A 14,415-nucleotide genomic window follows, 5' to 3' on the forward strand; every position below is an offset into this window, starting at 1 on the left:
AGGCGGGGTTGAGCGGACATAGTCACGAGAGGAGTTTTTCGTTCCGGCAAGGCGACTTAGGAGTGAGCGCGGAGGCATACTTTAGTATTCCGCACAAGCGAACGACTCAGCAACGCCGCCGGAACGGAAAAGAACCTCGTGACTAGTCCGGGCTAGTACTTAGGGAAACCCCCCGGCTTTGCCGGGGGTATATGACTCTGCTCGGTTTGGAAGTTTGCCTGATTAAAAGCATAAAATTCATGAAAACGATCAGCTCAGATGATCGTTTTCAGGGAGGTAAGGATGAGGAAAGGTGAGGTGGTCCGTGAGACCAGGGAGACCAGGATCACCCTTGCCCTTACGCTGGACGGGCAGGGAACAGCCGACGTTTCCACCGGTGTGGGTTTTCTTGACCACATGCTGGAGCTTTTCGCCCGCCACGGTCTGTTCGACCTGGCGGTCAGCGCCCGTGGAGATCTCGAGGTGGACGCCCACCACACTGTGGAAGACGTCGGGATCTGCCTGGGCCTTGCCGTACGGGACGCGCTGGGTTCAGCAGAGGGGATCCGCCGTTACGGCTGGGTGGTCCTCCCCATGGACGAAGCTCTCGCCACTGTGGCCCTGGACCTGGGAGGACGACCCTACCTCGCAGTAGACCTGCCCACCCTCGACGGTGAGATGGGCGGGTTTGCCATGGAGCTGCTGCCCGAGTTCTTCCAGGCCTTCTGCGGCAACGCTGGAGCAAACCTTCACATCAGAGTAGACGCGGGCCGCAACCGGCACCACATCGCGGAGGCCATTTTCAAGGCGTTCGCACGCGCCCTGGACCAGGCGGTGACCCACGATCCAAGGGTGAAGGGTGTGCCCTCGACCAAGGGCCGGATCGGAGAGTGACGCCCGCCGGCAGCCGGAATAAGCCCACCGTGGTCGTCGTCGATTACGGGATGGGCAACCTGAGGAGCGCCCAGAAAGGGCTCGAGAAGGCCGGGGTTCGGGCAGTGGTCTCCGGCGACCCGGGTGTTGTGGCCTCGGCCGACGGTGTCGTCCTTCCCGGCGTGGGCGCTTTCAAGGACTGCATGGACAACCTGCGATCATCCGGGCTGGTCAAACCGGTGCTGGACGCCATTGCCGCTGACAGGCCCTTTCTGGGGATCTGCCTTGGGATGCAGCTTATGCTGTCCGTGAGCGAGGAGTTCGGGATGCACGAGGGGCTTGGCGTCGTTCCCGGCAGGGTTGTGCGGTTTCCTTCGGGCCAGGGGCGCAAGGTGCCCCACATGGGATGGAACCGGCTGCACCTGGCCGGCCAGAGCCCCCTTTTCCAGGGCGTTCCGGAGGGGTCTTTCTTCTACTTTGTGCATTCATACTACGCCGTACCCGAGGACGACTCGGTGGTGGGAGGGTGGACCGATTACGGAGTGAGGTTCTGCTCGGCCATCTCTCGCGGTCGGCTGTTCGCCACCCAGTTTCACCCCGAGAAGAGCCACAGGCACGGACTGAAGATCCTTGAGAACTTCAGCCGCATCGTGGCTGATCACAAGGAGGGATAGATGCTGATTCTGCCGGCCATCGACCTGAAGGGAGGCAAGTGTGTTCGCCTCTACCAGGGAGACATGGGAACGGCCAAGATATATTCGGATTCACCGGAGGAAACAGCGCTGAGGTGGCAGAACATGGGGGCGAAGATGCTCCATGTTGTGGACCTTGACGGCGCCATGGCCGGTGAACCGCGGAACCTTGGGGCCATCTCGAGGATACTCCAGGCTGTTGATATCCCCATCGAGCTGGGAGGCGGGATCCGCACTGCTGCCATTGTGGAAGATTACCTTCAGCTCGGGGTGTCCAGGGTGATCCTCGGTACAGCCGCCTACCAGAACCGGAAAATGCCGCGCGAAATGTGCGGCGAGTTCCCGGGCCGGATAGCGGTGGGCATCGACGCCAGGGGGGGGTTCGTAGCAGTACAGGGGTGGCAGGAGGTCACGGAACTGCGCGCCATGGATCTTGCCAGGGAGCTTGAGGACGCAGGCGCCAGCCACATCATCTACACCGACATCGCACGGGACGGAGCCCTTTCCGGGCCGAACCTGGAAGCTACGGCCCAACTGGCAGAGGCGGTCTCCATCCCCGTGGTCCTTTCGGGGGGGATGCACAGCCATAAAGACCTCGCGGCGGCCGCGAAGCTCGAGGGAAAGGGGGTCAAGGCGGTGATCCTGGGCCGGTCCATCTACGAAGGGACCATCGACCTTGTGAAGGCCATCACCGAGATCCAGAAGGAAGGCGACACCCTGTGAGCTCCGGCAGGAACGAGCTGGCCCGCAGGATCATCCCCTGCCTGGACGTGACAGAGGGGAGGGTGGTCAAGGGTGTCCGGTTCGTGAACCTCATCGATGCCGGGGACCCGGTTGAGGTTGCCGCGGCCTATAATGAGCAGGGCGCCGACGAGGTGACTTTCCTGGATATCACCGCCTCCTCGGACAAGAGGGAGATCATCCTGGAGGTGGTCAAAAAGACCGCCGAGACGGTGTTCATCCCCTTGACCGTGGGCGGCGGTGTGAGGACCCTGGAGAACATCCGGGACCTCCTGAAGGCCGGGGCCGACAAGGTGAGTATCAACACGGCAGCCGTGGACAGGCCCGAGTTCGTGCAGGAGGCCAGCCGGAGGTTCGGATCCCAGTGCATCGTCGTGGCCATCGATGCCAAGCGTGTTCCGGCTCGGGACAGCTCCATGGCGTGGGAGGTCTACGTTCACGGGGGTCGCACCCCGATCGGGATCGATGCGGTCGGGTGGGCGGCCCGCATGCAGGAGTACGGCGCGGGGGAGATCCTCCTGACCAGCATGGACAGGGACGGCACCAGGGACGGCTACGACCTGGAGCTCACGCGGACCATCGCGGATCGCGTGGATATCCCGGTCATCGCCTCCGGAGGGGTCGGGACCCTGGAACACCTGTACGACGGCTTCGTTCAGGGCGGCGCAAGTGCGGTCCTGGCCGCCTCCATCTTTCATTTCAAGGAGCACACGGTAGGGGAGGCAAAAGAGTACCTGGCCAGCCGTGGCGTGCCGGTGCGACTTTGAATTGGTGAAACGTGAAACAGGGAGCTTCAATTGACTATCGATCTTACCCAGCTGAAATTCGACTCCGACGGGCTCATCCCGGCCATTGTGCAGGACGCCGACAACGGCGAGGTGCTCATGATGGCGTGGATGAACGGGGACGCTGTCAAAAAGACAGCCGAGACCGGCCTGACCCACTTTTTCTCCCGTTCCCGCCAGAAGCTGTGGCAGAAGGGGGAGTCCTCCGGCCACGTACAGACCGTCACCGAGATCCTTTTCGACTGCGACGCGGACTGTCTCCTGGTCAAGGCGCGGCAGGAGGTGGCGGCATGCCACATGGGCCACCGTTCCTGCTTCTATCGCAACCTGCTGGGGGAGGTGGTGGGCGAGGCCGTCTTTGACGCCGGTGAGGTATACGGCGACAAGGAGAGCCGGGAGATCTTCGACAGGCTGTTCGGTGTCGTCATGGACCGGAAGAAAAACCCCTCAGAGGGCTCCTACACCGCAAAGCTGCTGGCAGGGGGCCCCGGGGCCATCGGCGGGAAGGTCATCGAGGAAGCAGGCGAGCTTGTCGGTGCTGCAGCCGGGGGTGTCCGTGAAGAGGTGATCCACGAGACGGCGGACCTCATCTACCACACGTGGGTCCTCCTAGCCGGGGCAGGCGTCTCTCCCCAGGACGTGCGGGAGGAGTTGGCGAAGAGGTTCGGGACTTCCGGCCTGGAGGAGAAAAAACAAAGGACGTAGGTGCGTGTGTGAGTCCGTGCGTATTGGCGAAACAGCCCGCCGCTGAGCGATTTTACGCTTAACGCACAAACGCATCTACGCACTAACGTGAGCAAAGGAGCTTTCATGTCTGATTGCATCTTCTGCAGGATCGTAGCCGGGGACATCCCGGCCAAGGTGGCGTACGAGGACGACGATATCCTGGCCTTCGAGGACATCAGTCCCAAGGCTCCCGTGCACATCCTCCTCATCCCCAAACGTCACTTTGCAACCCTCAACGACCCCGAAGGTTCCGATGCACCGCTTCTTGGAAAAATGATGCTCAAGGCGGCCGAACTGGCCGGGGAAAGGCGGGTGGCCGAGGCCGGTTACCGGGTCCTGGTCAACACCAACCCCCAGGGCGGGCAGGAGGTGTTTCACCTCCACATGCACCTGCTGGGGGGACGGCAGATGGTGGGGATGGGTTAAATCAGTCGTTTCTGACCTGGTTCTTCCTCCCACTTGAGGGGGGAGGATAAGAGGTGGGGGTGCACGGTTCTCAGCGGCAGCGCGAAGCAAGGGCAATTCTTGGCACTTCGCTCTTAGTGCCTTGTTCTATCCAAAGCTAAACCGCTTGATATATTTGAATTTGTTGGTATCATTATTCGCTGCACCAAATCCAAAGTTGGAAGGAGGGTTGTTAATGCCTGGTGTAAGGGTCAGAGAAAATGAAAGCTTCGAGGGTGCCCTTCGCCGTTTCAAGAAACAGTGTGAGAAATCAGGAATTCTCTCCGAAGTAAGGAAGCGGGAGTACTACGAGAAGCCCAGCATCCAGCGCAAGCGGAAGATCATCGCCGCGCGCAAGAAAATGGCCAAGCTGGTCAAGAAACAGACGCGATAACATTGAAACTCATCGATCGCATTAATGAAGATCTGAAAAGATCCATGAAAGCGAAGGACGGAACGCGAGTTTCCGTCCTTCGCTTCCTTCTGGCCTCCATCAAGAACAGGGAGATCGAGAAAAAAGGGGCTTTGGAGGAAGAGGCGGTCCTCGCCGAGGTCGCCTCCTCAGCCAAGCGGCGCAGGGAGAGCATCGAGGCCTTCCGCGAGGGAGAAAGGCCGGACCTTGTGGACAAGGAGTCGGCCGAGCTGGCTATCCTGGAAGAGTACCTCCCGGAGCAGATATCGGAAGACGAGGTCAGACGCACGGTCCTGGAAGTCGTGACCGGGATCGGCGCCAGGTCGCCAGCGGACCTTGGCAAGGTCATGAAGGAGCTCATGCCGAAACTGCAGGGCAGGGCTGACGGCAAGCTTGTAAGCCGGATCGTCCGGGAGATCCTTTCCGACTAGGAACTTGGCAATTTGTTGGCCAAGTTCCCAGTGATAGAAAAGTGTCGAGTCTCCCCGACACATTTCCGGGAGTTAAACGGCCCTCCGTGATCCACAGGAAAGACCGGTCCTGTATCCCTCCAGCTTTGACAGGGTCGCAAAAAGTCCGTCATTTTTTCAGGCCGGGTGCATGAACACTCATACCCTGACAGTCCTCGAGTACGGTGAGATCCTCACCCACCTGGCCAGGTATGCCCACTCGGAACCGGGCCGCCAGGTCGTTCGCCGGAGTGCACCGCACCGGGACCTGGAAGGTGCCGTCCGGGAGTGCGCACTGACTGCCGAGGCGATGGATCTCCTGTCCGATCAGAACCTGGAGCTGGACCAGGTCCAGGACAGTTCCGGGATCCTCGCACGTCTGAAAACCTCAGGTGTCGTTCTTGACCCTCTGTCTCTTCTTGCCCTGCTCCACAACCAGCTGGCTGTGGGAAGGGCGCGCACGGCCTTGAAGGCAGCCGGCAGCCGGTGCCCGGGGCTGTCCGCCCTGACCGAATCCATGACCCCCATCCCCGACTGGGAGCGGTGGGTTGGAAAGTCGATCTCCGCGAAAGGCGAGGTCCTTGACAGCGCCAGCCCCGAGCTTGCCAGGGCGAGGCGCCAGCTCCGGTCGGCCCGTGACGGGGTCAGCGGGAAACTGGAAAAGTTCATCCGTGAACGGCAGACGGCCAAGGTCATCCAGGAACAGTATGTCACCCTCCGCAACGGACGGTTCGTCGTCCCGGCCAAACCCGAGTACCACCGGTCCTTCGAGGGGGTGGTTCAGGACGTGAGCCAGAGCGGGCAGACCGTTTTCGTCGAACCCCTTTTCGCTGTGGACCTCAACAACCAGTTCGCGATGTCGGAGGCCAGGGCCCAGGAAGAGGTTCAACGGGCCCTTGCTGCCATGAGCGACGAAGCCGCCAGACACCGCCACGCTATGAACACAAACCTGCACTCTCTGGCCACCCTCGATCACGTCCTGGCGAGGGCCCGCCTGGGGAGCCGCCTTGAAGGGGTCATCCCGGTCTTTTCCGCGGAAAGGACGAGTCTGGTCCAGGCACGCCATCCCCTCCTTGTCCTGGACCCCGGCATCCGGTGTGTCCCCGTGGACATCGGTATCGGCGGCGAGGTGAGTACCCTGGCCATCACCGGTCCCAATACGGGCGGCAAAACGGTGGTTCTCAAAACACTGGGGCTTTTGACCCTGATGGCTCAATCCGGCATCCCCGTACCGGTGGCCGCCGAGAGCCGCTTCCGGGTTTTTGCGAAGCTTTTTGCCGACATCGGAGACGAGCAGAGCCTGGCCCAGAACCTGAGCACCTTCTCCGGCCACATGAAGGTCATCGCGGACATCCTGGAGGAGGCTGATGGAGATACCCTGATCCTCCTGGACGAACTTGGAGCCGGGACCGATCCCCAGGAGGGGTCCGCTCTGGGCATCGCCCTTCTGGAAACCCTCAATGACAAGGGTGCCTGTACGGTGGTCACGACCCACCATAACCAGCTGAAAGAGTTCGCCTACAGGGCGGCTTACGCCTCCAACGCGTCCACCGTATTCGACGCCGCGACACTGCAGCCCACATTCCGGCTGCGCATGGGAACCCCTGGCAGGAGCCACGCTCTGGATGTCGCAGACCGACTGGGTCTTGAAACCGGGGTCCTCAAAAGGGCCCGTGAGCTCATGGGCAGCGGTGCCGTTCACGTGGACGTTCTTCTCGGACAGCTGGCAGGGGAGCTTGACAGGGAGTCCAGAGCCCGGGAGCTTGCCGAACAGATCTCAGGCAGTCTCAGGGATGAGCAGATGCGGATACAGGAGGAGAGAAGGGCCCTGGCAGCGCAGGTCCAGGAGATCAGGGACAAGACCCGGTGGGAGGCCAGGGCCCTGATCAGGGATATCGAGGGGAGGGGGAAAAAGCTCCTGAAAGGAGTGCGTGACACAGGAGAGAGCGCCCGACCCGGTCTCCGGGAGGCGGTCCGTGAGATGGAGGAAGATGTCATGCGCAGGGTGCCGCTACCACCGCCAAGGCGGGGAGGGGGCCCGGTGGCAGAGGGAGACCAGGTCGAGATCGTGTCCCTCGGTGCCAGGGGGACGGTGACCGGGATTGTCAACGGCTCCGGGGAGGCGGAAGTCCTGGCCGGAGACATCCGGATGAGGGTCAGATTGAACGACCTGGTGGCTATAACCCAGGGGAAAAGAGGAAAGGGAGAAGGGGGAAGGGAGAAGGGAGAAAGAGAAAAGGTGGAGCCGGTCGTCACCCCTGCCTCCTATCACGGCTCAACGGAAGTGCCTTCCGAGATCAACCTTCTGGGCAAGACCGTGGATGAGGCCCTGGAGTCGGTGGACCGCCTCCTGGACCTTTTGTCCATGGACCCTGACCGTTCCATACGTATCGTGCACGGCAAGGGTACAGGAGCCCTGAAACGGGCGATCAGTGATGCCCTGAAAAAAGATCCGAGGGTTTCCTCCTTCGGCCCCGCCCCCCTTAACCAGGGAGGAGCGGGTGTGACGGTGGTGGAACTTAAGGGATGAACATAGTGCAGGGTGCAGAGTGCAGAGTGCAGAGATATGAACAAGCTGCTGAGAGCATTTGCCAGAAAGCCCTTCCTTTGCACACTACACGCTACACTTTGGACTGAATTTATGAAATACGACGACGACACCATAGAGCGGGTCAAGGAGGCCAGCGACATCGTCAATGTCATTGGGGGCCACCTTGCGCTCAAGAGGTCGGGGTCCAGCTTCAAAGCCCTGTGTCCCTTCCACCAGGAGAAGACGCCCTCTTTCATGGTGAACCCGGCCCGGCAGGTCTTCCACTGCTTCGGGTGCGACACCGGAGGGGATGTCATCCGGTTCGTCATGCTCTACGAGGGGCTGCCCTTTGTGGAGTCGCTGAAAAAACTGGCCGTCCAGGCCGGAATAGAATTGCCTGAGTCCGCTATTGGCGCGGGGACGAACAGGGAGAAAAAGGATCCCCTTTACACGGCCAACCGCATTGCGGCCGAATACTATTCAGGGCTCCTCATGAAGGAGGAGGAGGGGCAAAAGGCGAGACAGTACCTGAAGGACAGGGGCATCCATTCCGATGTGAGCCGAACCTTCGGCATCGGCTACGCTCCCCCGGGGTGGAGAAACGTGGCCGACCTGCTCAAGGAGAACCGGATCGGAACGGATACCGGGGTTTCGGCGGGGCTTCTTGTTCAGGGAGAGGAAGGGAAGGGTCCCTACGACCGGTTCCGCGACCGGGTCGTGTTCTCGATCCGGGACCTGAGCGGGCGCGTTCTCGGTTTCGGTGGACGGGTATTCGGGGATGAAATGCCCAAATACGTCAACACCCCGGAAACGCCGGTGTACCGGAAAGGAGATTCGCTGTTCGGTCTCGACGTCGCCGCCCCCCACGTCAGGGAAGCAGGAGAGGTGATCCTTGTGGAAGGGTACCTGGACGTCATCGCGCTGCACCAGGGCGGGATCCGGAACGTGGTCGGCGTCCTTGGAACAGCCTTCACCGAGGACCAGGCGAAGAGAGTCAGGCGCCTGACCGATCGGTGTGTCGTCCTGTTCGACTCGGACGAGGCAGGTCGGCGCGCGGCGTTGCGAAGCGGGATGATACTGCTGACGGAGCAGTTTTCGTGCCGGGTAGCCCCCCTCGACTCCGGTGAGGACCCTGACAGCTTTCTGAGGAAGCACGGTACCGAGGCCCTGTCGGCGAGGATCGCCGAAGCGCCGGATGTGATCCTGTATGCCCTTGACCAGTCACGTAAGGAGCTTGGGGCAGACACGATGTCCGGGCGTTTCCAGGTTATTGATGCAATCGTCCCGTTTTTGGCTAAAATTAGGGACAGGGCACGCCTCGGAGCCTATCTCAAGGAAGTTGGAGATGCCCTGCGCATCGAGCAGCATGACTTGAGGGCCCGGCTTGCCAGCCTCAAGGGGCGGGTAAGGGATGAGGCGGTTTCCGGCGACCCGCCGATCAGTCTCCACCGCAGGGATCGACTTTTGCTCCACATCCTCATCAGGGAGCCGGATACGGTGCCGAGGGTGCGGGAAGTCCTTCGGGCCGAGAACATGAAGTCACCTGAAGCTGCGGAAATGGTTGATAAAATTTTTTCCGGTGTTAACCTTACAACTCTTCTCGACACGGTTAACGACAAGTGGAAAGATCTGCTCTCCAGATGGGCCCTGGAAGATCCCCTGGAGGGAACAGAAAAGGCCCTTGACGATCTGCTGCTTCAACATGCCCGGGAAAAGCTGGAAGAGAAGATCCGGCAGACACGGGACCGGCTGACAGAAGCGGTTCGTCGAGGCGCAAACCAGGAGAGCCGGGAGCTCAACGAGGAGTGGAAACGGCTGCAGACCGAACTGCGCCTGCTGAAGACCGGGGGCGGTCTGCAACCTGCGCCAGGGGCGAATTCATCTGGAGGTGAAAGTCAGGAATGAAAGAGAACCAGTCCGGCCAAAAAGAGATCAGGGAGCTTATCAGCAAGGGTAAGAAACAGGGCTATCTGACCTACGAAGAGGTGAACGATGCCCTTCCGGAAGATTTCACGTCCTCTGACCAGCTCGACGATGTCGTCGGGATGTTCGGGGATATGGACATAGATATCGTTGATGCGGACCGGCGTATCCAGATAAAGGATGTCAAGGGCAAGGCCGTCGACGAGGAAGAAGAGGGCGAGAACGAAGACCTCGAAACGGAATCAAAGCCCGGGCCCGCCGTAAAGGTGTCCGGGCCAAGCACCCTGACAGGCCGCACCGACGATCCGGTCAGGCTCTATCTCAAGGAGATGGGGCAGATCAACCTTCTCACGCGGGAAGGCGAAGTCGAGATCGCCAAGCGGATCGAGCAGGGAGAGATGGAAGTCCTTGAGACCGTCTCGGTCAATCCCCTCTGCATCAGGGACCTCATCGCACTCGGAGAGAGACTGGAATCCGGGGAGATAAAGGTCCGTGAGTCCCTTTACGACACCGAGGAGACGCCGGAAGAGAACGACAGCGAAGACGAAGATAATGACGGTGAGGGCCTTGAAGATGAGGTGGAGGAGCTCTCGGTCGAGGAGGCACGGGAAAAGGTCCTGGAACGGGAGGCCGAGAATCTCAAGGATGCTCTCAAGGTCATCAAGCGCATCGTGCGCCGTGTCGAGCGGGTACAATCCCTGGAAAAAGAAGCCCAAAAAGCGTCCAGGAAAAGGGCGGCAGAGATCGCCAGGAGGATCCAGCGTACCCGGACAGATACCTCCCGGGACATCAGGAACATGGGGCTGAACACCAGACAGGTTTCGCGGTTCGCTTCCAGGGTGACGGCTCTGCGGGAAAAGGTCCTCCATTACCGGAACCGCATGGACAGCATTTACAACCGGACCGGGATGAGCGAGTGGCGGATGGGGCAGCTTCTTAAAAAAGCGCGCGACGGAGAGGCCAAAACGGCAGCCCGGGAAGCCGGGATGTCTATCGCCCAGCTGACAAGCTACCGCCAGCTGTTCCGGGATGCCCGCAAGCGCCTGAAAGAGATCGAGATCGAAACCGGCATGTGCTGCGACGATATTCTGGCGGACGGGGAAAAGATCCGGCAGGCTGAGATCCGGGCCCGCGATGCCAAGCAGGAGCTGGTGGAAGCGAACCTGCGCCTGGTCGTCAGCATCGCCAAGAAATATACGAACCGTGGACTGCAGTTCCTGGATCTCATCCAGGAGGGGAATATCGGGCTTATGAAGGCGGTGGACAAATTCGAGTACCGAAGGGGCTACAAGTTCTCCACTTACGCCACATGGTGGATCCGTCAGGCGATCACTCGCGCCATTGCCGATCAGGCCCGGACCATCCGGATACCGGTCCACATGATCGAAACCATCAACAAGCTCATCAGGACTTCCAGGCAGCTGGTCCAGGAACTGGGCAGGGAGCCCATGCCCGAGGAGATCGCGGAGAAGATGGACCTGCCCCTGGACAAGGTGAGGAAGGTCCTGAAAATAGCCAAGGAACCGATCAGCCTGGAAACCCCCATCGGCGAGGAAGAGGACAGCCATCTGGGCGATTTCATCGAGGACAAAAAGGTTATCTCACCCGGCGATGCTGTGGTCCATGCCAGCCTCAAGGAGCAGGTGCGAGGAGTCCTCAACTCTCTTACACCCAGGGAAGAGAAGGTGCTCAAGATGCGGTTCGGAATCGACGAGCGCACCGATCACACCCTGGAGGAGGTGGGTCAGAACTTCAGCGTCACCAGGGAGAGGATCAGGCAGATCGAGGCGAAGGCGCTGAGGAAGCTGAGGCATCCGAGCAGGTGCAAGAAGTTAAAGCCGTTCTACGAGGATTGAGCCGATTCGCTGCTCAATCCTGACGCGGCGACACGGGGAAAACCTTGATCTTTCTCCGCGTCACCCCTTCTCCCCCTCTCCGTGTCTTGTGTGTCTTGAATTGCCACGGAAGCTATTAAGGTTGTTGACAGACGAGGCGATTCAAGATATCAAGTTTCGTTGGGCCCATAGCTCAGTTGGTTAGAGCCACCGGCTCATAACCGGTAGGTCCTCCGTTCGAGTCGGAGTGGGCCCACCAAAAACAGAGGTGACGCATTGCCGGATAAATATAGAACAGGGAGTTTTTTTGGGGAGGGCGAGGGTTGTCCTGAAAAGGGGGTCCACCCATGAGGGTCCCCGGAGAGAACCGGGAAAGTTGTCTTAAGCCCTGACGCCAGAAGACCAGGTGCACTCGAAGCGAGTGCACCTTTTTTATTTTGGATATTATGTGAATGAAAGCTCCAACGGTTGGACAGATCGTTACACTTATCGAAGAGATCATTCCGCTTTCAATCGGCATGGCCGGCGATCCTCTGGGCCTGCAGTGCGGGGACCCGGCTGCTCAGGTAAAAAAGATCATGTATGCCCTGGACGCCGGTTTAGAGGTCGTCCACCAGGCAGTGGGGAAGGGCGTGGACCTGCTGGTCTCTCACCACCCCATGATCTTTGAACCCCTGGACCATCGTGCCATTACGGGTACAAAGGGCAAGCCCCTCGTCACGGCGGTCAAGGGGAGCCTTTCCGTCTACAGCGTCCACACCAATCTGGACGCGTCACCTGTTGGTATCAACGTTGAGCTGGCGCGCCTGGCCGGTCTGCAGGACACGAAGGTCCTTTCCGGCACCGGGTCCGATGGCTTCAAGGTGGTCGCTTTCGTACCGGCAGGGTCCCTGGAAAAGGTGCGTGATGCTGCCTTTCATGCCGGGGCGGGCCACATCGGTTCCTACTCTCACTGCTCTTTCGCCACCCGGGGAGTCGGCACTTTTTTCGGCGAAGACGCGTCCGGCCCCGCCCGGGGAGAGGCTGGCCGTTTCGAGGAGGCTGACGAGTTCAGGCTGGAGCTGATCGTCAAAGGCGATGTGCTGGCCACGGTCCTTAAATCGATCAGGAGGACCCATCCCTACGAGGAGCCGGCACTGGATGCGTACCCGCTCGAATCCGCGGAAAGCTCCACCGGGATGGGCCTCGTGGGCACCCTGGAAGGGAAAACATCTGTCGGCGAGATCGCTTCCAGGCTGAAGTCGGCCCTCAAGGTCGACACCGCCCGGCTTGTGGGTACACGGGGGCGCAAGGTGAAGACGGTTGCCGTCTGTGCCGGCAGCGGCTCTTCTCTCCTGGGAGCGGCCGTGTCCGCAGGGGCACAGCTCTTTATCACGGGAGACATGAAATACCACGACGCGAGAAGTGCCCGGGATATGGGAATCACGGTACTCGACATGGGGCATTTCGCCCCTGAAAGATACGGTTTGAGGCGTTTTGCCTCGTTGCTCGACAGTCGGATAGCCCAAAGCGGTTGGCGGATCGACAGCACATTTGCCCGGGAGAGTGACCCCTTCGTCTCTCTGTCCTGATGGGACACGGGCGGAGTGTTATCATATTCCAAGGAGGAAGAGGTGAAGGATATGCTGGACAGACTGGTTCATTTACAGGAAACGGACGAGAAGATCGTCGCGTTTCAGCGTGAAGAGGGAGAGATCCCGGTCAAGTTGAAGGAGAAGGAGGTAACTCTCGAGGAGCTGTTGAAGGAAAGAGAGCAGGTGAGCGCTTCCCTGAGCGCTCTGGATGAGAGGCTTTCCCTGATATCGAAAGAACTCGGGGAGGTCAAGGAGCATCAACGCCGCTGTCAGGCCAGGACTCTGGCGGTCAAGACCCAGAGGGAGTACCAGGCAGTGCAGCGGGAAACGGAAATAGCCCGGAAGAAACGTGGCGACCTGGACGGTCAGCTTAAGGAGTTCAGCGAGGAACAGGCTACTATCGTGGAGAGTCTGGCGGAACTAGATTCAAAGATCGAAGAGATCAACGAACTCCTCGGCCAGGTGCGCACCGCCGCGGACGGACGGCTCAAGGAGATCCAGGGTGAGCGGGAGGATCTGGAAAAGAACCGTGAGGTGGAGGCGAGCCTCATCGAACCAGATCTGCTCGCCAAGTATCAGAAGGTTTTTGAGACGTATAAGGGTAAGGGTGTTGTCCGTGTCTCCGGCGGGGTGTGCAACGGCTGTTTTATGACCATCCCTCCCCAGCTTTATAATCAGGTCCTGGCCAAGGGCGGGATCCATCAATGCCCCAACTGCGGACGGATCATCTATGAAGACCAGCACTGACCCGGGTCCTGTGATCCGGCGTCTTGCAAGGGACCTTGACGTGGAAGGCACCCTTTCAGACTTTCCGGGCCTGACCCGTGAGGACCTTCGCAGGGTCCTGGCCCAGGCTGCCGGTCCCGAGCGGGAACTGTTTGAGACAGCCGTTCTTTCCGTGGACGGCGGCGCCAGGGGGAACCCGGGCCCGGCTGGAGCAGGGGTGGTCCTTCAGGTGGGGAAGAAGGTTGTGCGGCTGGGTGAATACCTTGGCGAGACGACCAACAACGTGGCAGAGTACAAGGCTCTCCTCCTTGGCCTGAAGGCGGCGGCGGACATGGGGGTAAGGGAACTTGAAGTCAGATCCGACAGCGAACTCATGGTGCGGCAGCTCAACGGCCAGTACAAGGTAAGAAGCCTCTCCCTGGTAGACCTCTACTTCTCTGCCATCAAGCAGCTCTCCGGGTTCAGGAAAAGCGTTCTCACGCACATTCCGAGGGAAGAGAATAAAGAAGCGGACCGGATGGCGAATATGGCCATTGACGCAAAAGGACCCGTTTCTCTGTAGCGTCCATGGCTCTGTTCGCCAGTGTCTAGCAGCGTGTCGGAAAACCCTGACACGCTGCGTAAAAGTTTGTCGGCCGTGGTCTTTAAAAGTCCGATCCGGGACTTTTCGCTCCGGAAAGGGGAAAGCGTGGTTTCCCCTTTCCTTACAATGACTGCTGATAGATC

The 14,415-nt window shown here is 60.0% G+C and carries 14 protein-coding genes and 1 tRNA gene; all 15 read left to right on the plus strand.

Annotated elements, in window-relative coordinates; all coding sequences use genetic code 11:
• Positions 1-282: 282 nt before the first annotated feature.
• Positions 283-873 (plus strand): imidazoleglycerol-phosphate dehydratase HisB, encoded by a 591-nt coding sequence (gene hisB / locus P1S46_05205; protein ID MDF1535886.1) that lies wholly within the window; start codon positions 283-285, stop codon positions 871-873.
• Entirely contained in the window at positions 870-1,526 is a 657-nt protein-coding gene (gene hisH / locus P1S46_05210) for an imidazole glycerol phosphate synthase subunit HisH (GenBank protein MDF1535887.1), read from the plus strand. The genes hisB and hisH overlap by 4 nt, the downstream gene beginning before the upstream one ends.
• Positions 1,527-2,267 (plus strand): 1-(5-phosphoribosyl)-5-[(5-phosphoribosylamino)methylideneamino]imidazole-4-carboxamide isomerase, encoded by a 741-nt coding sequence (gene hisA, locus P1S46_05215; GenBank protein MDF1535888.1) that lies wholly within the window; start codon positions 1,527-1,529, stop codon positions 2,265-2,267.
• A 17-nt stretch (positions 2,268-2,284) separates the two neighbouring features.
• Positions 2,285-3,052, plus strand: a complete 768-nt coding sequence (gene hisF, locus P1S46_05220) for an imidazole glycerol phosphate synthase subunit HisF (protein ID MDF1535889.1) — start codon at positions 2,285-2,287, stop codon at positions 3,050-3,052.
• A gap of 30 nt (positions 3,053-3,082) precedes the next feature.
• Entirely contained in the window at positions 3,083-3,775 is a 693-nt protein-coding gene (gene hisIE / locus P1S46_05225; GenBank protein MDF1535890.1) for a bifunctional phosphoribosyl-AMP cyclohydrolase/phosphoribosyl-ATP diphosphatase HisIE, read from the plus strand.
• Positions 3,776-3,880: 105 nt separating this feature from the next.
• Complete coding sequence (locus P1S46_05230) at positions 3,881-4,222, plus strand: histidine triad nucleotide-binding protein (GenBank protein ID MDF1535891.1); 342 nt, start codon at positions 3,881-3,883, stop codon at positions 4,220-4,222.
• A 214-nt stretch (positions 4,223-4,436) separates the two neighbouring features.
• A complete protein-coding gene (gene rpsU, locus P1S46_05235; protein ID MDF1535892.1) occupies positions 4,437-4,634 on the plus strand; it encodes a 30S ribosomal protein S21 in 198 nt (65 codons plus the stop codon).
• A 2-nt stretch (positions 4,635-4,636) separates the two neighbouring features.
• The gene (locus P1S46_05240; GenBank protein ID MDF1535893.1) at positions 4,637-5,083 is read left to right on the plus strand and encodes a GatB/YqeY domain-containing protein; all 447 of its coding nucleotides are present in this window, start codon (positions 4,637-4,639) and stop codon (positions 5,081-5,083) included.
• Positions 5,084-5,252: 169 nt separating this feature from the next.
• Positions 5,253-7,631 (plus strand): endonuclease MutS2, encoded by a 2,379-nt coding sequence (locus P1S46_05245; protein MDF1535894.1) that lies wholly within the window; start codon positions 5,253-5,255, stop codon positions 7,629-7,631.
• 111 nt (positions 7,632-7,742) lie between these two features.
• Entirely contained in the window at positions 7,743-9,536 is a 1,794-nt protein-coding gene (gene dnaG, locus P1S46_05250; GenBank protein MDF1535895.1) for a DNA primase, read from the plus strand.
• Positions 9,533-11,410, plus strand: coding sequence for an RNA polymerase sigma factor RpoD (gene rpoD, locus P1S46_05255; protein MDF1535896.1), 1,878 nt, complete (start codon positions 9,533-9,535; stop codon positions 11,408-11,410). Before dnaG ends, rpoD begins: the two co-directional genes overlap by 4 nt.
• A gap of 161 nt (positions 11,411-11,571) precedes the next feature.
• Positions 11,572-11,648 (plus strand) — tRNA-Ile (locus tag P1S46_05260).
• A gap of 193 nt (positions 11,649-11,841) precedes the next feature.
• The gene (locus tag P1S46_05265; protein ID MDF1535897.1) at positions 11,842-12,960 is read left to right on the plus strand and encodes a Nif3-like dinuclear metal center hexameric protein; all 1,119 of its coding nucleotides are present in this window, start codon (positions 11,842-11,844) and stop codon (positions 12,958-12,960) included.
• 51 nt (positions 12,961-13,011) lie between these two features.
• On the plus strand, positions 13,012-13,710 hold the full coding sequence (locus tag P1S46_05270) for a C4-type zinc ribbon domain-containing protein (protein ID MDF1535898.1): 699 nt from the start codon (positions 13,012-13,014) through the stop codon (positions 13,708-13,710).
• Positions 13,694-14,251, plus strand: coding sequence for a ribonuclease HI family protein (locus P1S46_05275; protein MDF1535899.1), 558 nt, complete (start codon positions 13,694-13,696; stop codon positions 14,249-14,251). Before P1S46_05270 ends, P1S46_05275 begins: the two co-directional genes overlap by 17 nt.
• The last annotated feature ends 164 nt before the right edge of the window (positions 14,252-14,415 follow it).

Source organism: bacterium (assembly GCA_029210545.1).
GTDB lineage: Bacteria > BMS3Abin14 > BMS3Abin14 > BMS3Abin14 > BMS3Abin14 > JARGFV01.

Excerpts from the sequence above, each read along its gene's own strand:
- hisB (MDF1535886.1), top strand. The coding sequence starts at position 283 with ATGAGGAAAGGTGAGGTGGTCCGTGAGACCAGGGAGACCAGGATCACC.
- rpsU (MDF1535892.1), top strand. The coding sequence starts at position 4,437 with ATGCCTGGTGTAAGGGTCAGAGAAAATGAAAGCTTCGAGGGTGCCCTT.
- P1S46_05230 (MDF1535891.1), top strand. The coding sequence starts at position 3,881 with ATGTCTGATTGCATCTTCTGCAGGATCGTAGCCGGGGACATCCCGGCC.
- dnaG (MDF1535895.1), top strand. The coding sequence starts at position 7,743 with ATGAAATACGACGACGACACCATAGAGCGGGTCAAGGAGGCCAGCGAC.
- P1S46_05265 (MDF1535897.1), top strand. The coding sequence starts at position 11,842 with ATGAAAGCTCCAACGGTTGGACAGATCGTTACACTTATCGAAGAGATC.
- rpoD (MDF1535896.1), top strand. The coding sequence starts at position 9,533 with ATGAAAGAGAACCAGTCCGGCCAAAAAGAGATCAGGGAGCTTATCAGC.
- P1S46_05275 (MDF1535899.1), top strand. The coding sequence starts at position 13,694 with ATGAAGACCAGCACTGACCCGGGTCCTGTGATCCGGCGTCTTGCAAGG.
- hisA (MDF1535888.1), top strand. The coding sequence starts at position 1,527 with ATGCTGATTCTGCCGGCCATCGACCTGAAGGGAGGCAAGTGTGTTCGC.
- P1S46_05245 (MDF1535894.1), top strand. The coding sequence starts at position 5,253 with ATGAACACTCATACCCTGACAGTCCTCGAGTACGGTGAGATCCTCACC.
- P1S46_05270 (MDF1535898.1), top strand. The coding sequence starts at position 13,012 with ATGCTGGACAGACTGGTTCATTTACAGGAAACGGACGAGAAGATCGTC.